General features: G+C 72.5%; 17 protein-coding genes. 15 read left to right on the top strand and 2 right to left on the bottom strand.

The window, feature by feature from the left end; translation table 11 throughout:
* Window positions 1–540: 540 nt before the first annotated feature.
* Window positions 541–711: a hypothetical protein gene (locus ACFU3E_RS26915; RefSeq protein ID WP_384163337.1), complete on the bottom strand. Its 171-nt coding sequence runs from the start codon at window positions 709–711 to the stop codon at window positions 541–543.
* 373 nt (window positions 712–1,084) lie between these two features.
* On the opposite strand from ACFU3E_RS26915, the gene ACFU3E_RS26910 reads away from it, so the two are divergent.
* The 8 genes from ACFU3E_RS26910 to ACFU3E_RS26875 all read left to right on the top strand — a co-directional run bounded on the left by ACFU3E_RS26910 (window position 1,085) and on the right by ACFU3E_RS26875 (window position 9,620).
* Window positions 1,085–1,603, top strand: a complete 519-nt coding sequence (locus ACFU3E_RS26910) for an extensin (protein WP_384163334.1) — start codon at window positions 1,085–1,087, stop codon at window positions 1,601–1,603.
* A 44-nt stretch (window positions 1,604–1,647) separates the two neighbouring features.
* On the top strand, window positions 1,648–2,070 hold the full coding sequence (locus tag ACFU3E_RS26905; RefSeq protein ID WP_097221094.1) for a phage tail protein: 423 nt from the start codon (window positions 1,648–1,650) through the stop codon (window positions 2,068–2,070).
* Between the two features lie 75 nt (window positions 2,071–2,145).
* Window positions 2,146–2,871: a peptidase M23 gene (locus ACFU3E_RS26900; protein ID WP_384163331.1), complete on the top strand. Its 726-nt coding sequence runs from the start codon at window positions 2,146–2,148 to the stop codon at window positions 2,869–2,871.
* A complete protein-coding gene (locus tag ACFU3E_RS26895; RefSeq protein ID WP_384163328.1) occupies window positions 2,871–4,778 on the top strand; it encodes a VgrG-related protein in 1,908 nt (635 codons plus the stop codon). The genes ACFU3E_RS26900 and ACFU3E_RS26895 overlap by 1 nt, the downstream gene beginning before the upstream one ends.
* Before the next feature lie 43 nt (window positions 4,779–4,821).
* Window positions 4,822–5,262 (top strand): GPW/gp25 family protein, encoded by a 441-nt coding sequence (locus tag ACFU3E_RS26890; protein ID WP_384163324.1) that lies wholly within the window; start codon window positions 4,822–4,824, stop codon window positions 5,260–5,262.
* Window positions 5,262–7,223, top strand: a complete 1,962-nt coding sequence (locus ACFU3E_RS26885) for a putative baseplate assembly protein (protein WP_384163321.1) — start codon at window positions 5,262–5,264, stop codon at window positions 7,221–7,223. The genes ACFU3E_RS26890 and ACFU3E_RS26885 overlap by 1 nt, the downstream gene beginning before the upstream one ends.
* A gap of 103 nt (window positions 7,224–7,326) precedes the next feature.
* A complete protein-coding gene (locus tag ACFU3E_RS26880) occupies window positions 7,327–7,887 on the top strand; it encodes a phage tail protein (RefSeq protein WP_384163318.1) in 561 nt (186 codons plus the stop codon).
* The gene (locus tag ACFU3E_RS26875) at window positions 7,884–9,620 is read left to right on the top strand and encodes an NADase-type glycan-binding domain-containing protein (RefSeq protein WP_384163315.1); all 1,737 of its coding nucleotides are present in this window, start codon (window positions 7,884–7,886) and stop codon (window positions 9,618–9,620) included. The genes ACFU3E_RS26880 and ACFU3E_RS26875 overlap by 4 nt, the downstream gene beginning before the upstream one ends.
* 60 nt (window positions 9,621–9,680) lie before the next feature.
* On the opposite strand, the gene ACFU3E_RS26870 is transcribed toward ACFU3E_RS26875, so the two are convergent.
* Window positions 9,681–11,120 (bottom strand): gamma-aminobutyraldehyde dehydrogenase, encoded by a 1,440-nt coding sequence (locus ACFU3E_RS26870; RefSeq protein ID WP_384163312.1) that lies wholly within the window; start codon window positions 11,118–11,120, stop codon window positions 9,681–9,683.
* A gap of 164 nt (window positions 11,121–11,284) precedes the next feature.
* Here ACFU3E_RS26870 and ACFU3E_RS26865 point away from each other — a divergent pair, with 164 nt between their 5' ends.
* The 7 genes from ACFU3E_RS26865 to ACFU3E_RS26835 all read left to right on the top strand — a co-directional run bounded on the left by ACFU3E_RS26865 (window position 11,285) and on the right by ACFU3E_RS26835 (window position 18,203).
* Window positions 11,285–11,824, top strand: coding sequence for an Lrp/AsnC family transcriptional regulator (locus ACFU3E_RS26865; RefSeq protein WP_175435010.1), 540 nt, complete (start codon window positions 11,285–11,287; stop codon window positions 11,822–11,824).
* Window positions 11,825–11,843: 19 nt separating this feature from the next.
* Window positions 11,844–13,205, top strand: coding sequence for an aspartate aminotransferase family protein (locus ACFU3E_RS26860; RefSeq protein ID WP_384163308.1), 1,362 nt, complete (start codon window positions 11,844–11,846; stop codon window positions 13,203–13,205).
* 206 nt (window positions 13,206–13,411) lie between these two features.
* A complete protein-coding gene (locus tag ACFU3E_RS26855; protein ID WP_384163305.1) occupies window positions 13,412–14,161 on the top strand; it encodes an ABC transporter ATP-binding protein in 750 nt (249 codons plus the stop codon).
* Complete coding sequence (locus tag ACFU3E_RS26850; RefSeq protein WP_384163302.1) at window positions 14,143–15,726, top strand: hypothetical protein; 1,584 nt, start codon at window positions 14,143–14,145, stop codon at window positions 15,724–15,726. Before ACFU3E_RS26855 ends, ACFU3E_RS26850 begins: the two co-directional genes overlap by 19 nt.
* A 111-nt stretch (window positions 15,727–15,837) precedes the next feature.
* A complete protein-coding gene (locus ACFU3E_RS26845; RefSeq protein ID WP_384163299.1) occupies window positions 15,838–16,245 on the top strand; it encodes a VOC family protein in 408 nt (135 codons plus the stop codon).
* A gap of 24 nt (window positions 16,246–16,269) precedes the next feature.
* Complete coding sequence (locus tag ACFU3E_RS26840; RefSeq protein WP_384163296.1) at window positions 16,270–17,391, top strand: LOG family protein; 1,122 nt, start codon at window positions 16,270–16,272, stop codon at window positions 17,389–17,391.
* Window positions 17,392–17,537: 146 nt separating this feature from the next.
* The gene (locus ACFU3E_RS26835) at window positions 17,538–18,203 is read left to right on the top strand and encodes a sortase-dependent protein (RefSeq protein ID WP_384163293.1); all 666 of its coding nucleotides are present in this window, start codon (window positions 17,538–17,540) and stop codon (window positions 18,201–18,203) included.
* Window positions 18,204–18,219: the final 16 nt, after the last annotated feature.

Here is an 18,219-nt window from a genome sequence, read left to right as displayed (position 1 = left end):
CGCCCCGGCCACGCCCTCAGCCCGCCCCATCGGAGCCTCCGCCCAGCGGCCCCCCGGCTCGGTCACGCCCTCGCGCCCGGCAGGGCCGCAACGCCCCGCCCCCGGCACCCCCGCGAGTACCCCGCCGCCCCCGGCCAGGGCACCGCGCGCATCGTCCGGTGGCCCCAGCGGCCCGGCCCCCGCCGTCCAACGCCGCCCGGCCGACTCCGGCCCGTCGCCCCGTCTCCCGGACGTCAGCAGCGGGACGACGCCCGACAGCTCCCGTTCCACCCCCGTACGTGCCGACGGCGACCGTACGACGCCCGGCCCCGCCCTACAGCCCGGCGAGCGGGCCAACCCCACAGCACCCCGTGCCGCCGTCCAGGCCTCGCACGCCCAGGGAACGCCCTCGAACGCCGGTGCCACGACGCCCGCACCGGCGCCAGGCGACCAGGACCGTCCGGCTCCGACCGGCACCGAACCGGCCCCCCCCCCCCGGAACACCCCCTCGGTCCCGGGCCACCGGCTTCCGCCGGCCTCGACCGGCACCACCCCTGCCTCTCACCCCCAGCGCACCCCTTCGGCCTCCGGCCACCACACCCGTACGACCCCGATCAGTGCCACCGCGCCGCCCCAGCCCCGCAGCACCCCCTCCACCACCGCCCCCGCACCCGGCGGCGGCCACCCCGGCCCCACCACACCCGCCTCCCCGTCGGCACCGGCCGGGGCCACGCATCGCCACGCCTCGACGCCGGTCCCGGATGTCCAGCGGACAACGCTCCCCGGCCACTCCCCCGCACCCACCCCTCACGACGCCACGAGCCCCGCCGCCAACGACACCCCGGCACCCGGCCCCACGCAGGCCGTGCCCCACCCCGACCGCGTTTCCAAGGGGCCCACCACCGCGCGGGGGACGGACAACCCCGCCAAGCAAGCGCCCCCGGCCGCCGCGCCTCCCGTCCAGCGAAGCACCACGCACCGCCCCCCTCGCCTCGGCCTCGGTGCCCCCCTCACCGCGCGGCCCACCCTCGCATCGCCTCCCTCTCCCTCGCGCACGGCCGACGCCGGCTCGCCCACCCCCCGCCGCTCCCCCCTGGGCGCTCCCGTGCCCACCGCTCCCACCAGCGCGACCCGGCCGCTCGGCCCCACCCCAGCGACCCCGCCTCCCGGCAGCACACCCCCCGCGACACCCCCACCGCCCCAGCCGTCCGCACAACGCGCCCCCGCCCTCCAACCACCCCTCCCCGTCGTCCAGCACCTCTTCCGCAAGAAGCCCAAGACGGTGCCCAAGGCCTCGCCCCCCTCCGCCACCGGAGCCCTCGCCGCAGCCGCCGCAGCCACGGTCGCCACCACCCTCACCAACCAGGCCGCTCCCCCCACCAACCAGGAGGCTCCCCCCACCGGCCACTCCGATCCCCCGCCCCCCTACACACCCCCGGCCGGCCCGCCGCCCCCGCCCGCCTACACGGAAGTCCCCGCCGGGGCCTTCGACCCCCGTGAGCTGACCGACTTCCAGCTGGACGAACTCGTGCACCGCATCATCGGCCGCATCACCCGTCTGATCCGCGCAGAACTGCGCCTGGACCGCGAACGCGTCGGCCGGCTCCGCGACCCCCGCCACTGACCGGCCCTCCAGCCGCCCCGGAACGACAGAAAGGCCCACCCGCGATGTCCCGCCAGGATCCGGGCTCCACCATCTGGTTCACCCTCAGCATCGACGGCGAGAGCCTCGGCTACTTCAACGGATGCGAAGGGCTGTCCTCGCAGGTGGAGATCGAGCAGCGCCAGGAAGGCGGCAACAACGGCTTCGTCTGGCAGCTGCCGACCCGCGTGTCGTTCTCGACGATCCGGCTGACCCGTCCGCTCACCCCGGACACCACGAAGGTCGCCAAGTGGATCTCGTCGCTGCAGACGGGCATCAAGCGGCCCACCGCCCAGATCGCGGCGCTGCGCGCCGACGGGTCGGAGGTCGCCCGGTGGGGGCTCATCGACGTGCTGCCGGTCAGCTGGACCGGCCCCACCCTCGACCCGGCCAACCCGGCCGTGGCGACCGAGGTTCTGGAGATCACCCACCACGGGTTCACGGACTGAGCGGAACGGACGGAACCGACGGACCGACGGACCGACGGAACAAGCGGAACGAACCGAGGGGAGGAACGGGACATCATGGCCAAGGGCAGCAAGAGGGGCGCGGGCAAGAGCCTCATCCGCGCCACGCTCGCCATTCACGAACCGCCGAAGGGCAAGAGCAGGACACCCGGCGGGATCATCAAGACGTTCGACTTCGACTTCAACCCGGCGCAGCTGTCGCTGACCCGCCGGGCCCAGTGGAAGGCGACCCCCGCCCAGACCGAACGGGTGGGGCCGCTCCCGGAGTTCATGGGAGCGGAACCGCGTGAGATGGCCGTCGAGATCTTCCTGGACTCCTCCGACGAGCCGACCAGCAACTCCGTGATGAAGAAGGTCGACTCGCTGCTCGCCTGCTGCGAGGTGACGACCAAGAGCATCGCAGCCAAGCAGCCGTCGCCGCCGTGGGTCGTCTTCCAGTGGGGGTCGTTCTCGACGGCCCGGTTCACGGCGTACGTCAGCTCCGTGGCGGCCGACTACACGCTGTTCTCGACGACCGGCGTGCCCATCCGCGCCACCTGCCGGGTGCAGCTGCACGAGATCCCGATGAAGACGAAGGGGCAGAACCCGACCTCCGGCGCCCTCACCGCACAGCGCGTGCACCGGGTCGTGGCGGGCGACTCGCTCCAGTCGCTGGCCTGGCGGGAGTACGGCAACGCGGCCGCGTGGCGCTCCATCGCGGAGGCCAACGGCATCGACGACCCGTCGCGGCTGCCGACCGGCGTCGAACTCGTGCTGCCGGCCGCCGAGGAGGTGCGTTCCTGATGGTGCAGTCCGCTTTCGTCAGCGTCGTCGACGTGAAGATCGGCGGCGCCCCGCTGCCGCCCGAGTTCGTTCCGGACCTGGTGGAGAGCCACGTCGACCAGGGCGTCGGTGTCCCGGCCGCGTTCCGGCTGACGTTCCGCGACCCGTACCGGCTGCTGCTGGGCAAGCTGGGCATCACCTTCGGCACCGAGGTGGTGTTCGCACCGGTGGCCGACGGCGAGGGCGCCGGTGATCCGCTGCTGACCGGTGAGGTCACCGGCCTGGAGGCCGACTACGACGGCACCGGCAGCTACACCGTCGTCCGCGGCTACGACTTCGGGCACCGCCTGCTGCGCCAGCGCCGGGTGGCCGCGTACCGCAACCAGAGCGCCTCGGACATCGCCCGCAAGCTCGCCGGCAAGGACGGTGTGCCGATCGGGCGGATCGACTCGACGAAGACGGTGTACGAGTTCATCAGCCAGTCCAACGTCACCGACTGGGACTTCCTCGCACGGCTCGCCGACGAGAACGAGATGGTCATGTCGGTGGACGCGGACGGCAGGTTCCGGTTCGTGAGGCCCAAGTCGGCCTCCGGCGCGCCCTCCCCGGACACCGACGGCGACAAGAGCCCGTTCGTCCTCCAGGGCGGGCACGACATCCTGCGCCTGCGGGCCGCCGTCACCGCCGCCGACCAGGTGGCCAGGGTCGAGTCGCGCGGATGGGACGTGACCACCAAGAAGAAGCTGACCGCCACCGCGCCCGCGACCGGCAACCCCGGCATCACCATCGGCACCACCCCGGGCGCGGCGGCCGGGACGTTCAAGGAGGCGAAGCTCGTGGAGACGGGCACGCCCTACGACAAGCAGAGCGAGGTGAAGTTCGCCGCCGACGCCCTGGCCGACGACGTCACCGGCTCGTTCGCCGAGCTGGAGGTCGTCGCGCGCGGAAACCCCAAGCTGCGCCCGGGAGTTCCGGTCGCGCTGGCCGATGTCGGCGTGCCCTTCGAGGGCAAGTACACCGTCACCTCGGTGCGGCACGACTTCGGCGACGGCAAGCACTACGAGGCGTGGGTGACGGTCAGCGGACGGCAGTGGCGCTCGCTGTACGGGCTGGCCTCGGGCGGGACGCCCGCCGCGCCCCGGCTGCCCGGCGTGGCCAACGCGCTCGTCACCGACGTGAACGACCCGCTCAAGCAAGGGCGGGTGCGACTGCAGTTCCCGTGGCTGGACGACACCTACGTCAGCGACTGGACGCGGACCGTGCAGCTGGGCGGTCTGGGCGGCGGCGGGGTGTTCCCGATGGACGTCAACGACGAGGTGCTGGTCGCGTTCGACCGCGGTGCCCTGGACCATCCGTTCGTGATCGGCGGGCTCTACAACGGGCGGGACAAGCCGACCGCCGTCGGTGACGTGCCGTTGCACGACACGGTCCGCAAGAAGGCGAGCCGGCACACCGTCTCCGACCGGGACGGCAACCGGATGGACCTGCTCAGCCAGAAGACCGGCGGCCGCAAGCAGGGCGTCCGGCTGGTCTCCGGCGACAAGCAGCTGACCATCAACCTGGACCGGACGAAGACCGAGATCGTCGTGGACAGCAAGGGCTCGGTGACGATCAAGGGCAGCCGGTCGGTGTCGGTGGAGGCCGGTGGCGATCTCAGCCTCAGCGCCCGGCGCAGTCTGACCATCAAGAGCGGCGGCCCGCTGAGTATCCAGGGCGGCGGTCTGGTCAACGTGCGGGCCGCCGGAGCGATCAGCGTGAACGCGCTCGGCGCGCTGAACCTGGACGCGAAGGGCATCGCGAACCTCACCGGCGGCGGCACCGTGCAGATCAACTCGCTCGTCAACACGACGATCAAGGCCCCGACCACGCTCATCGGATCGAAGGTGTTCGGCGTCACCACCATCCCCGTCCCGATGCCGATCCCGTGACCGCGACCGTGACCGTGACCAGGAAAGACAGGGTGTGCTTCTGATGGCCGAGCAGTTCGTCGGCTCCGGCTGGTCGTTCCCGCTGCGCATCGGGCCGACCGGCGGGATCGCCCTGGTCAGCGGGGAGCGGGAGGTCGAGGAGGCGATCCGGCTGGTGCTGTCGACCGCGCCGGGCGAGCGGCCGATGCGGCCGGACTTCGGCTGCGCGATCCATGACCTGGTGTTCGCGCCGGTCAACGAGCAGACGGCGGGCCGCATCCAGCACGAGGTGTACGTCAGCCTGGACCGCTGGGAGCCGCGCATCGAGGTCGACGACGTCGAGGTCACCGCCGGCGGAGACCAGAGCGTCCTCTTCATCGACGTCCGCTACTCGATCCGCGGCACCAACAACCCGCGCAGTCTGGTCTTCCCGTTCTACGTCATTCCGTCCCACGAGGAGCCCGACGCCCCCGGCGCGGGCGCCGCCCCCGAAAGCGACCACTGATGGCCCTGCCCTCCCCCAACCTCGACGACCGCCGCTTCCAGCAGTTCGTCGACGACGCCAAGCGCTACATCCAGCAGCGCGCCCCGGAGTGGACCGACCACAACGTCTCCGACCCGGGCGTCACCCTCGTCGAGACGGTCGCCCACATGGCCGACCAGATCGTCTACCGGCTGAACCGGGTGCCGGAGAAGAACCATCTGGCGTTCCTGGACCTCGTCGGGATCACCCTGTTCCCGCCGTCCGCGGCCCGCACCGACGTGACGTTCTGGCTGTCGGCGCCGCAGGAGGCGCCGGTGCGGGTGCCGGTCGGCACGGAGGTCGCCACGCTGCGCACCGAGAGCGAGGAGGCGGTCGTCTTCGCGACCGAGCGCGAACTGGCGGTGGTGCCCTGCGCGTTGCGCCACCTGCTGGTGCAGCTCCGGGGCGAGCCGGTGGCCGACCGGACGCACGACCTCGCCGAGGAGGACAAGGACCTGCTGTGCTTCGCCGAGTCGCCCGGCCCCGGTGACGCCATGCTGCTCGGTCTGACGGCGGCGGTGCCGCACTGCGCGGTCGCCCTGGAGCTGGACAGCCGGGTGGACGGCGTCGGAGTGGACCCGCGGCAGCCGCCGCTGGTGTGGGAGGCGTGGACCGCGGACGGCTGGCAGCCCTGCGAGGTGGACCGGGACGGCACCGGCGGCCTCAACCGGCCCGGCGAGGTCGTCCTGCACGTCCCCGGCGGGCACGTGCTGTCCCGCAACGCCGGCCAGGAGGCGGGCTGGCTGCGCTGCCGGGTCACCGACCCCCTGCCGAATCAGCCCTTCTACACCACCTCGCCCACGGTGCGGGCCGCCGAGGCGTTCACGATCGGCGGCACCACCGGCGCCGTGCACGCGGAGACGGTCCACGACGAGGCGCTCGGCGAGTCCACCGGGCTGCCGGGGCAGCGGCTGCGGCTGGCGCACGCACCGGTGGTCGGCGACGACCCGCCGGTGCTGCTGCAGACCGCCGAGCACGACGGCTGGGCGGACTGGCGGGTCGTCCCGAACTTCGCGTCGTCGGGGCCGCGGGACCGGCACATCACCCTCGACGCGACGACCGGCGAGATCGCCTTCGGACCGGCCGTGCGCGAACCCGACGGCTCCCTGCGGCAGTACGGGACGGTCGCCCCCAAGGGCGCCCCCGTGCGGGCCCGCCGGTACCGCACGGGCGGTGGCCGCGCGGGCAACGTGGCGCGCGGTGCCGTGCGGATCCTGCGCACCTCCATCCCGTACGTCTCCGAGGTCGTCAACCGCGAGGCCGCGCGCGGCGGTGTGGACGGGGAGACGGTCGAGGAGGCCAAGGTCCGGGCGCCGATCACGCTGCGCGCCCAGGAGCGGGCCGTGACCCTGCGCGACTACGAGGAGCTGGCCCGCCGCGCCGCTCCGGAGACGGCACGCATCACGTGTCTGGAGGGCAAGGAGGGCGAGCACGGGGCCTACGCGGTACGGGTCCTGGTGGTCCCGCAGGCCGTGCCGGATCCCGGCGGCCGGCTGCGCTTCGAGCAACTGGTGCCCGGCGACGCCCTGCTGGACCGCATCACCCGGCATCTGGACGAACGGCGCCTGATCGGCACCCGGTTGGCGGTGGGGCCGCCGTACTACCAGGGCGTCACGGTCGTGGCCACGGTGCACGCGTTCCGGGGCGTCGACACCGACCGGGTGCGCCGGCAGGCGCACGACGCCCTGTATCGGCACCTCGATCCGCTGACCGGCGGTGCGGACGGCACGGGCTGGCCGTTCGGGCGGCCGGTCCAGGCCGGGGAGGTGTTCGCGGTGCTGCAGCGCGTACCGGGTGTCGAACTGGTCGACGAGGTGATCCTGCACCCCGCCGACCCGCTCACCGGCAAACGGGGCGAGCCGACGGACCGGATCGATCTGTCGGCGCCGTCGCTGGTGTTCTCCTTCGACCACCGCGTCCGGGTGATCGGAGACGGATCCTGATGGGCCGGATCCCGATGAGCAGGATCCCGATGGGCCGGATCCCGATGGGACGGATCCCGATGGGCCGGATCCCGATGGGCCGGATCCCGAAGCGGAGCAGCGTATGAGGGGCTCCATCGACGGTCTCGGATCGTCCGCGCCGATCGGCGTGATGCTGCCGGCCGTGTTCGCCGACGACGACCTGGCCCAGCGGTTCGTGGGCGGGCTCGACGATGTGGTCGCCCCCATCCTGAGCGTGCTGGACTGTCTCGACACCTACTTCCGCCCGTCCCTCGCGCCGCTCGACTTCGCCCAGTGGCTGGGCAGTTGGGTCGGCGCGGAGACCGAGGGCGACGAACCCGAGCCGCTGCTTCGGGCCGCCGTGGCCGCCGCCGCGTATCTGCACCGCATCCGCGGCACCCGGCGTGGTCTGGCCGAGGCGGTCCGGCTGGCGTTCGGCGTCGAGCCCGAGATCACGGAGAGCGGCGGCGCGTCGTGGGACGCCCGCCCCCTGGGCCCGTTCCCCGGCGACCCGCGCCCCCGCCTGCACGTGCACCTGCGCCTGCCCGCCCCCACCCCCGCGGACCGGCACCGCCTGGACACCCTCGTGTCCGCGGCCCGCCCCGCCCACATGCCCTACACCGTCCAGGTGACCGCCACCCCCGAGAGGACCCCGCACCCATGACGACCCCCCAGAACTGCGCCGACTGCGGCACCCGCGCGCAACCGGGCCAGTCGTTCTGCGACGCATGCGGGTCGGTACTGAGCTGGACGGACCGCCCGGCAGGATCGCCCAGGACACCCGAACCCGCCGGCGCCACCGGCCCTTCCCGGCCCTCCCACCCGGCGAACGGTTCCGAAGCCGACGGGCCGCCCCGGACCTCCGGCACGGCCGACGACCCCGAAGCCCCGGGCCCCATCACCCCGCCCCGAACCACCAGCCCGACCGGCGGCCCCGGGGCCGAGGGACCTCCCCACCCCGCCAGGACCCCCCACTCCACCGCCCCCACCGAAGGACCCGGCGCCCACCGGCCTCTCCACCCCTCCACCCCGGCCGAAGGACCCGACGTCCACCAGCCTGCCCACTCCGCAGGAGCGGCCCGTGGCGAGTCGGCCGGCGGATCCTCCGCGGTGTCCTCGACCGCCCGGGCCGGTTCCGGCGCCGACTCCCGCAGGTCGCCCTCCCCGGCGTCCTCACCCGAGCCCGAGCCCGGCTGGGACGCCTTCGCACGCCCGGACGGCGGGACCGGCCTGCCCCTCACCTCCCGGGACCGGCAGAACACGGACAGGACGGCACAGCCCGGCGCGTCCACAGCCGCCACCGCCACCACCGGCGAAGCCACCGGCGCGTTCCGACCGGCCCCGCGGCACCCCGCGCCCCGGCCCGGCACCCCCGACGATCACGCGAGCCCTCCGCGCACCACCGGGCAACCCGCCCCCGGCGAAACCGCCCCCACCCAGCCCGTCCCCCCAGCCACACAGCCGCACCCGCACCCGCGCCCCGCAGATCCGCACGGCATGACCGACCGAGCCCGCCGGCTCCTCGTCCCGGTCACCGACGCCGAACCCCGCCCCGCCGCCGAACCCTCCGTCGCCCCCGTCCTGCCCGGCCGCCCCGCCCCCCAGCGCCCCGAGGCCGTCCGGGCCCCGGGCGAGGAGCACGGCCTCGACGGCGGCTCCCCGTGCCCCTGGTGCGCGACGCGCAACCGCCCCGAGCGGCACTTCTGCGCACGGTGTGCGATGCCCATGGCCGGTGACGGACCCGCCCCGGCCCGGCTCCCCTGGTGGCGGCGGCTCGGCCCCTTCGGCAGCCCGGAGACGCCCTGGGCGGGCGACCGCCCCCGGCTGCGCCGCGCCTTCGACCGCGTCCTGTCCTGGCTGGGCATCGCGATCGTCCTGTCGCTGCTGATCGCGCTGGCGGTCAACATCCCGGCGGGCATCCAGGCCACCCGCGACCACTTCGCCAAGCGCGCCCCGGTCTCCCCGGACCGCTACAACGCCTCGCGCTCCTACCCCGGCCACAAGCCGGACCTGGTCTTCGACAAGCTCAACGACACCTGGTGGGGCCCGGGCGTGTCCCAGTCGGGTCAGGGCCAGTACATAGAGGCCCGGTTCGACCAGCCCACCCGGCTGCTGGACCTGATCATCACGCCGGGCACGTCCACGCGCGCCGACCAGCTCGCCAAGTCGGCGCTGCCGCACCGCATCCTGGCCACGATCACCGGCAAGGACGGCCGGACCACCACCCGCCGGCTGACCCTCGACCAGGGGGCGGGCCCGCAGCGGCGCTCCTTCCGCGTCGGCGAGGTCAGCGCCGTCCGCTTCACGATCGAGTCCGCCTACGGCATCTCGGCGAAGAAGCAGGTCGCCATCGCGGAGATCGAGTTCTTCGGTCCGTCCAGCGCGAACAACGCCTGAGCACGCGGCGGCCCCGGACGGATCCAGCCGTCCGGGGCCGCTCTGCGGTGTCGGGTCCGCTCACGCGTCCAGCGACGTCATCACGTGCTTGATCCGCGTGTAGTCGTCGAAGCCGTACCCCGAGAGGTCCTTGCCGTAGCCGGACTTCTTGAAGCCGCCGTGCGGCATCTCGGCGACCAGCGGGATGTGCGTGTTGATCCACACACAGCCGAAGTCGAGCTTCTTGGACATCCGCATGGCGCGGCCGTGGTCCTTGGTCCACACGGAGGAGGCCAGCGCGTACTCGACGCCGTTGGCCCACTCGACGGCCTGCTGCTCGTCGGAGAACGACTGCACGGTGATGACCGGGCCGAAGACCTCCTTCTGGATGATCTCGTCGTCCTGCTTCAGGCCCGAGACGACGGTCGGCGCGTAGAAGTAGCCCTTGTCGCCGACCCGTTTGCCGCCGGCCTCCACGCGCGCGTGCGCGGGCAGCCGGTCGATGAAGCCCTCGACCTGCTTGAGCTGGTTGGGGTTGTTGAGCGGGCCGAACAGCACGTCCTCGTCGTCCGGCTGCCCGGTCTTGGTCTCGGAGGCGGCCTTCGCCAGCGCGGAGACGAACTCGTCGTGGATGGACTCGTGGACGAGCACGCGCGTGGCGGCGGTGCAGTCCTGGCCGGCGTTGAAGTAGCCGGCGACCGAGATGTCCTCGACGGCCTTCGCGATGTCGGTGTCCTCGAAGACCACGACCGGGGCCTTGCCGCCCAGCTCCAGGTGCACGCGCTTGACGTCCTTGGCGGCGGACTCGGCGACCTGGATGCCGGCGCGCACCGAGCCGGTGATGGAGGCCATCGCCGGGGTCTCGTGCTCGACCATCATGCGGCCGGTCTCGCGGTCACCGCAGATGACGTTGAAGACGCCCTTGGGGACGATCGAGCCGATGATCTCGGCCATGAGGACCGTCGAGGCGGGGGTGGTGTCGGACGGCTTCAGCACGACGGTGTTGCCCGCCGCGATCGCCGGGGCGAACTTCCACACGGCCATCATCATCGGGTAGTTCCACGGCGCGACCTGCGCGCAGACGCCGACCGGCTCCCGGCGCACGATGGAGGTCAGGCCCTCCATGTACTCACCGGCCGAGCGGCCCTCGAGCATCCGCGCCGCGCCCGCGAAGAAGCGGATCTGGTCGACCATCGGCGGGATCTCCTCGGAGCGGGTCAGCCCGACCGGCTTGCCCGTGTTCTCCACCTCGGCCGCGATCAGCTCCTCGGCGCGCTCCTCGAAGGCGTCCGCGATCTTCAGCAGGGCCTTCTGGCGCTCGGCGGGCGTGGTGTCGCGCCAGCCGGGAAAGGCCTCGGCGGCCGCCGCCATCGCGGCGTCCACGTCCGCCTGCCCGGACAGCGGAGCGGTCGCGTACGCCTCGCCCGTCGCGGGATTGACCACCTCGGTGGTCCGTCCGTCGGCGGCGTCCCGGAACTCACCGCCGATGTAGTTGCGCAAGCGACGCAGCTCGGTGCTCACTGCCGGCCCTCCAGTTCGGATGTCCAGTACTTGAGACACCCACCCTAGTCGTCCGACCCACGTTTTCAACACCCCCGCTCCCTTCGATCGTGCGGAATCCGCAGGAGTGAGCTACCGAAACAACGGATTTCATTGATCGAGGCTTGCGGAAGTGTCGAGACCTCGTGCACAGTGACCTCGTGGCCAGTCGAAGCGCAGACCAGAAGGGGTCGCGGGAGCCCCGCGAGCCCTCCCGCGAGTCCAGGAACGGCAGCTCGCCGCAGCTGGACGCCGTGTCCCTCGCCATCATCGAGCAACTCCAGGAGGACGGCCGCCGGCCGTACGCCGCCATCGGCAAGGCCGTGGGCCTGTCGGAGGCGGCCGTGCGCCAGCGCGTCCAGAAGCTGCTCGACCAGGGCGTGATGCAGATCGTCGCCGTCACGGACCCACTCACCGTGGGCTTCCGCAGACAGGCGATGGTCGGCGTCAACGTGGAGGGCGACGTGGAGTCGGTCGCGGACGCGCTGTCGGCCATGTCCGAATGCGAGTACGTGGTGATGACCGCGGGTTCCTTCGACCTGATGGTGGAGATCGTCTGCGAGGACGACGACCACCTCCTGGACGTCATCAACAAACGCATACGGGCGGTGCCCGGAGTGCGCTCCACCGAGAGCTTCGTCTACCTCAAGCTCAAGAAGCAGACCTACATGTGGGGAACCCGATGATCGTGAGGACCCGATAGCCGTGAGCAAGGACCTCTCCCAGACCGCGTACGACCACCTGTGGATGCACTTCACGCGCATGTCGTCGTACGAGAAGGCTCCCGTCCCCACCATCGTCCGGGGCGAGGGCACGTACATCTACGACGACCAGGGCAAGCGCTACCTGGACGGCCTCGCCGGCCTGTTCGTGGTGCAGGCCGGGCACGGCCGGGTCGAGCTCGCCGAGACCGCCTTCAAGCAGGCGCAGGAGCTCGCGTTCTTCCCGGTGTGGTCCTACGCCCACCCCAAGGCCGTCGAGCTGGCCGAGCGTCTCGCCGGGCACGCCCCGGGCGACCTGAACAAGGTCTTCTTCACCACCGGCGGCGGTGAGGCGGTGGAGACCGCCTGGAAGCTCGCCAAGCAGTACTTCAAGCTGACCGGCAAGCCCACCAAGCACAAGGTCATCTCGCGCGCGGTCGCCTACCACGGCACCCCGCAGGGCGCCCTGTCCATCACCGGCCTGCCGGCCCTGAAGGCCCCCTTCGAGCCGCTGGTCCCGGGCGCGCACAAGGTCCCCAACACCAACATCTACCGCGCCCCGATCCACGGCGACGACCCCGAGGCCTACGGCCGCTGGGCCGCCGACCAGATCGAGCAGCAGATCCTCTTCGAGGGCCCGGACACGGTCGCCGCGGTCTTCCTGGAGCCGGTGCAGAACGCGGGCGGCTGCTTCCCGCCCCCGCCCGGCTACTTCCAGCGGGTCCGCGAGATCTGCGACCAGTACGACGTACTGCTCGTCTCGGACGAGGTCATCTGCGCCTTCGGCCGCCTGGGCACCTACTTCGCCTGCGACAAGTTCGACTACGTGCCGGACATGATCACCTGCGCCAAGGGCATGACCTCGGGCTACTCCCCGATCGGCGCCTGCATCATCTCCGACCGCCTGGCCGAGCCGTTCTACACGGGAGACAACACCTTCCTGCACGGCTACACCTTCGGCGGCCACCCGGTCTCCGCGGCCGTGGGCCTGGCCAACCTCGACCTGTTCGAGCGCGAGAACCTCAACCAGCACGTGCTGGACAACGAGGGCAACTTCCGCGCCACCCTGGAGAAGCTCCACGACCTGCCGATCGTCGGCGATGTCCGCGGCAACGGCTTCTTCTACGGCATCGAGCTGGTGAAGGACAAGCACACCAAGGAGTCCTTCGACGACGAGGAGACCGAGCGCGTCCTGTACGGCTTCCTCTCCAAGGCGCTCTACGACAACGGCCTGTACTGCCGCGCCGACGACCGCGGCGACCCGGTCGTCCAGCTCGCCCCGCCACTGATCTCCGACCAGTCGACGTTCGACGAGATCGAGCAGATCCTGCGCGCCACCCTTACGGAGGCGTGGACGAAGCTCTGACGCCCGTCGCTCAGATCGTCTGCCTGGATGATCAACACCGGCCCCGGTACCGCCCGTTCGAGTGAGAAACGGCGGCCCGGGGCCGCGTGCTGTCCGGCGTCCCGCCGCCTTCTGCCTAGCGTGCCCAGTGACCGATCGGCCCTCCCTTCGTTCCCCCGCACGGGGGATGGCACGGGAACTACGGATCTGAACCGAGGTGTACGCGCATGGAGGCCCCGCCGGACAACGACGTGCTCTGGGCACGCGCCCTGCACTTCCAGCACGACGACGGCTCGCCCGCGCTCTGCGGCGTCTCGATCGGCGTGCGCGAGGGTGAGATCCTCGCGCTCAGCGGACCGCGCGGCAGTGGCAAGACGACCCTGCTGCGGTGCCTGTCCGGCCTGGTGCCCGTCCGGCGCGGCGAGGTCTGGTTCAACAGCGTGCCCGTGCACACCATGGGCCCCCTCACCCGCGAGCGGCTGCGTCGCGACCGCTTCGGCTGGATCGACCCGGCTCCCTCCCTGGTCCCGGAGCTCAACGTCTGGGAGAACGCCGCCCTGCCGCTGATGCTGCGCGGCACCAGCCGGCGCCGCGCCAAGACCGCGGCCCTGGAGTGGCTGGAGCGCCTGGACATCGGCGACAGCGCCCGCAAACGGCCACACCAGCTGGTGCAGGCCGAGCGCCAGCGGGTCTGCATCGCCCGTGCCCTCGCCCCCGCGCCGTCGGTCCTGTTCGCCGACGAGCCCGCCGCGCCCCTGCACCGCGCCGACCGTGCCCATGTGCTGCGCACCCTGACCACGGCGGCCCGGTCCCACCGCATCACCGTCGTCCTGGCCACCCACGACCCGGAGACGGCGGCCCTCGCCGACCGCACCGTGTCCCTGCTCGACGGGCGGCGCGTCCAGACCCTGCACCTGCCGCCGGTCAGTGAGAACGCCGAGCCGGAAGGCCGGGCCGCGTGCTCGCTCTCCGTCTGACCCGCGGTGCCCACCCCGCCGTTCAGCTGCGCCGCCTGATGGTCGCGGCGGCTTCGGCGGGCACGGGCTTCCTGCTGCTCTGCGCCCTGGGCTACGCACTGGGCCACCCCGGCTCCCCCGGCGCCGCCCTGCTGCGGCTGGCCTGGTGCGCGGCCCCGCTGGCCGCCACGGTGTACTTCGCGGTCGCGGTGGCCCGGACCGACCCCGGTACCAAGCCCCGCGCCGGCCTCTCGGCGATCGGCCTCGGCCCGGTGCGCATGATGGCCGTCTCGGCGACGACGACGGCCCTGTCCTGCACGCTGGGTTCGATGCTGGCCCTGCTCGTCTTCCTGCACCTGCGGGGCGACCTGACGGGCATGCCCTTCGACGGTGCCGCCGCCGGCTCCCTGGCCGCGGACCAGCCGCTGCCGCTGCCGGGCGCCCTGACCCTGCTGGCGTTCGTGCCCGTGGGCGCGTCGGTGGCGGTGGCGCTGGCCCTGCGGCCGCGTGAGGCGGGGCCGGCCGGGCCCCGGGCGGCCCGGATGTGCGGCCGCTTCGGCGCGTACCGGCGCACCGGCACCCGCGAGACCTTCGGGGCGTACGGCAGGTTCGGCCGGCAGATCATCCGGTCCGCGGAAGGCCGTACCGCCGGGCCGGCCACGCACAGCGGGCCGCCCGCGGCCCGGACGAGCGGGTCGGCCTCGCCGGCGGCATCGGGTCCCGGCGCAACGGTGAGCGCGGTCGCGGACCCCGCCCGACCGCCCGCTGTCCACCCGGGCGCCGTGGCCCCGGCCTCATCGGAAGCGGCGGTCGCGAGCGCCCAGGCAGGCGATGCCGCCCAGCGGCTCAGTCCGCGCGCGGCGGCGCCGGACGCGGCCGGAGCCATCAGCCCCGCCGGGGCATGGGCAAGTCACCCGGACCCGGGCGCCGCGGCGCCCGCCGCCCCCGGCGAGTCAGCGGCCCCCGACGCGCCCCTGCCGGACACCGTCGCCGCCCCCTCCGGTCTCCCCTGGGGCATCACCCTGCTGGCCGCGGGCCTCGCCGTGGAGAGCTACACGAGCCGCACCGCCCCCACACCCCCCGACCTCTCCTTCTCCGGCGCGTCCCCCGGCGTGATGGCGGGCTGGGCACTGGCCGCCGTCGGCCTGGCCCTGGCCGGACCGGGCCTGACCCACCTGTGCGGGCGGCTGCTCCAGTCGGCCCGCCCCGGCGCCCTGCGGCTCCTGGCCGGCCGCATCCTCATGGCGGAGGCCGTCCGCATCGGACGCCCCCTGGGGATCGTCTGCGCGGTCCTGTCCGCCGCCTGGGCCATGGCGCTGCTGCACGCCCCGGACGGACTCTCGCTCGGCCCGCTCACCACCCTCGGCGTGCTGCTCGTGACCGGCTGCACCACGGCGACGCTCCTCACGGCCGCCGTCGAGGCCCGGCAGGCCCGCGCCGGCACCACCGCCGCACTGCTGCGGCTCGGTGCCCCCGCCACGATGCTGCGCAGTGCCGCCGCTCTCCGCGCGGGCGCGCTGCTCGCCCTGTTCGGTCCGCTCGCCCTGACGGTCGCGGAGCTGGCGGCGCTGCCCCTGGCGCGCTGAGCCTCCACTGGAAAACTCGTACGAAAAAAATCTCGGCACGGCGATGAGTTCCGCGCGGGCCCCCGGTCTATCCCCGCGTAACGACACGGACCCCGTAGAGAGAGTCTTCGCATGTACCAGCAGATGATCTTCGTGAACCTGTGCGTCAACGACCTCGGCGCCTCCAAGAAGTTCTTCACGGAGCTGGGCTTCACGATCAACGAGCAGTTCAGCGACGACACCACCGCATCGGTCGTGATCAGCGAGACCATCGTGGTGATGGTGCACACCAAGGAGAAGTACTCCCAGTTCACGAAGAAGGAGATCGCGGACTCGACGAAGACCAGCGAGGTGCTGCTCGCGCTGAGTGCCGAGAGCCGCGAGAAGGTCGACGAGCTGGTCGAGAAGGCGGTCGCGGCGGGCGGTTCCGTCTCGGGCGAGACCCAGGACCACGGCTTCATGTACGGCCGCGCCTTCGACGACGTGGACGGCCACACCTTCGAGGTCGTGTGGATGGACCCGGCGGCCGTCGAGGGCTGAGAGGCGCTGTGCCAGCATGGGCGGGTGCAGACGATGCCCGCCCATGCGGCCCACCACGACGACCGTGAGATAGAGACCCTCGAGGAGTTCGACGCGACCGTCTCGGCGCGCGGCACCCTCGCCGGACACCGCGTCCAGGCCGTCGATCTGACGGACCGTACGCGCGAACTGCTCACCACGGACACGTCGGGCGCGGTCTTCCTCGGCTGTGCGATGCGCGACGACGCGGCCGCGAAGGTCCGCAGCGACGGCGCCCTGGTCTTCCCGCCGGTCCCGGGCCTGCCGTTCGACCCGTACCGCGGCCTGGTCTACTCGCCGGACGAACTCTTCGAGTCGCTGGCCGACGGCTACGAGGCCACCCCCGACGCCCTCGCCTACGCCTGGTTCCAGCGCACCAAGGCGGACCGCGACATCTACGCGTCCGTGCTCCGCGCGGTCCACGACGACTCCGTCTCGGACGCGCTCGACGAACTCCTGTCCGGCGCCCGGGTCGTGGGCGTCATGGGCGGCCACGCGATGGCCCGGGGCACCGAGGAGTACGCCGGCGCCGCACGGCTCGGCCGGGAGCTGGCCCGCGCCGGCTTCACGATCGCCACCGGCGGCGGCCCGGGCGCGATGGAGGCGGCGAACCTCGGCGCGTACGCCGCCCCGTTCGGCGACGAGATGCTCACCGAGTCACTCGAACTCCTCGGCAAAGCACCGCACTTCACTCCGTCGATCACCCAGTGGGCCGCCGCGGCCTTCGAGATACGCACCCGCTGGCCGCAGGGCGGCCGTTCGGTGGGCATCCCGACCTGGTTCTACGGCCACGAGCCGCCGAACGCCTTCGCCTCCCACATCGCCAAGTACTTCGCCAACGCCACCCGCGAGGACGGCCTGCTGGCCCGGTCCAACGCGGGTGTGGTGTTCCTGCCGGGTGCCGCCGGGACCGTCCAGGAGATCTTCGACAACGCGACGCCCAACTATTACGAGTCACGCGGTGAGCCGACGCCGATGGTCCTGGTGAACCGCGCGCACTGGACGGAGAAGCTGCCCGCGTGGCCGCTGCTCCGGTCGCTGGCCGGGGGGCGCTCTATGGAGACGCGGATCGCGCTGGTGGAGCGGATCGAGGAGGCGCCGGAGGCGTTGAAACGTCTCGGCGGTTAATAAGAAGGCAAAGCAAGTGCTTGCACCCTGCATATGCGTTGACACTGCTTATGCAGCGCTTATAGACCTGTGAGTCTCACGGTGGTGCTGATGTCCAGTCAGCACTGCCTCAGCCCCCCGCTTTAGCAATCCTGTAAAGGACAAACGTGGCAGTTCTGTCCGTATCCCGCCGCGCACGCGCCGTGCGCGTCCTCGGTGTCGTCTCCGCCTCGGCCGCGCTCGCGCTCGGTGCCGCAGGCAACGCGCTCGCCTGCGACATCAGCGAGTTCTCCGCCGAGGCGAAGTGCGACGGCGACAAGGGCGTCATCACCGTCACCGACGTGGACCCCGCCGGCATCCCGGCGACGGTCACCGTGTACCTCGAGAACAACGGCGCCGACGTGAAGAAGATCGGCGAGCAGGTGGTCAAGGGCTCGCGCGAAGGCACCACCATCACCTTCGCCGAGGACTGGCAGCCGAACGCCGAGTACCGCATCCACGTCAAGGCCTCCCGTTACGTCGACGAGGACATCAAGCCGAACCTCGTCACCCCGGCCACCGCCTGCAAGAAGGAGGAGGAGCCCTCGGCTTCGGCTCCCCCGGCGACCCCGACCCCGTCGGCCTCCCCGTCGCAGCCGGCCGAGGAGACCGAGAGCCCTGCTCCGACGCCGTCGGAGAGCCAGAGCACCTCGCCTGCGGCCAACGCGCCCGCCCCGGCCGGTGATTCCAACCTCGCCGAGACCGGCGCCGACTCCAACACCGGAATCATCGCCGGTATCGCCGCTGTGCTGGTCGGGCCGAGCGGCACGGGCTCGACGGGGACGAGGTCATGAAGGTCGTCCACGGCCG

Origin of the sequence: Streptomyces sp. NPDC057424, assembly GCF_042803315.1 — a bacterium.
Lineage (GTDB): Bacteria > Actinomycetota > Actinomycetes > Streptomycetales > Streptomycetaceae > Streptomyces.
This window is presented reverse-complemented; position numbering and strand designations above follow the sequence as displayed.

Excerpts from the sequence above, each read along its gene's own strand:
- ACFU3E_RS26905 (WP_097221094.1), top strand. The coding sequence starts at position 1,648 with ATGTCCCGCCAGGATCCGGGCTCCACCATCTGGTTCACCCTCAGCATC.
- ACFU3E_RS26900 (WP_384163331.1), top strand. The coding sequence starts at position 2,146 with ATGGCCAAGGGCAGCAAGAGGGGCGCGGGCAAGAGCCTCATCCGCGCC.
- ACFU3E_RS26895 (WP_384163328.1), top strand. The coding sequence starts at position 2,871 with ATGGTGCAGTCCGCTTTCGTCAGCGTCGTCGACGTGAAGATCGGCGGC.
- ACFU3E_RS26890 (WP_384163324.1), top strand. The coding sequence starts at position 4,822 with ATGGCCGAGCAGTTCGTCGGCTCCGGCTGGTCGTTCCCGCTGCGCATC.
- ACFU3E_RS26885 (WP_384163321.1), top strand. The coding sequence starts at position 5,262 with ATGGCCCTGCCCTCCCCCAACCTCGACGACCGCCGCTTCCAGCAGTTC.
- ACFU3E_RS26880 (WP_384163318.1), top strand. The coding sequence starts at position 7,327 with ATGAGGGGCTCCATCGACGGTCTCGGATCGTCCGCGCCGATCGGCGTG.
- ACFU3E_RS26875 (WP_384163315.1), top strand. The coding sequence starts at position 7,884 with ATGACGACCCCCCAGAACTGCGCCGACTGCGGCACCCGCGCGCAACCG.
- ACFU3E_RS26855 (WP_384163305.1), top strand. The coding sequence starts at position 13,412 with ATGGAGGCCCCGCCGGACAACGACGTGCTCTGGGCACGCGCCCTGCAC.
- ACFU3E_RS26845 (WP_384163299.1), top strand. The coding sequence starts at position 15,838 with ATGTACCAGCAGATGATCTTCGTGAACCTGTGCGTCAACGACCTCGGC.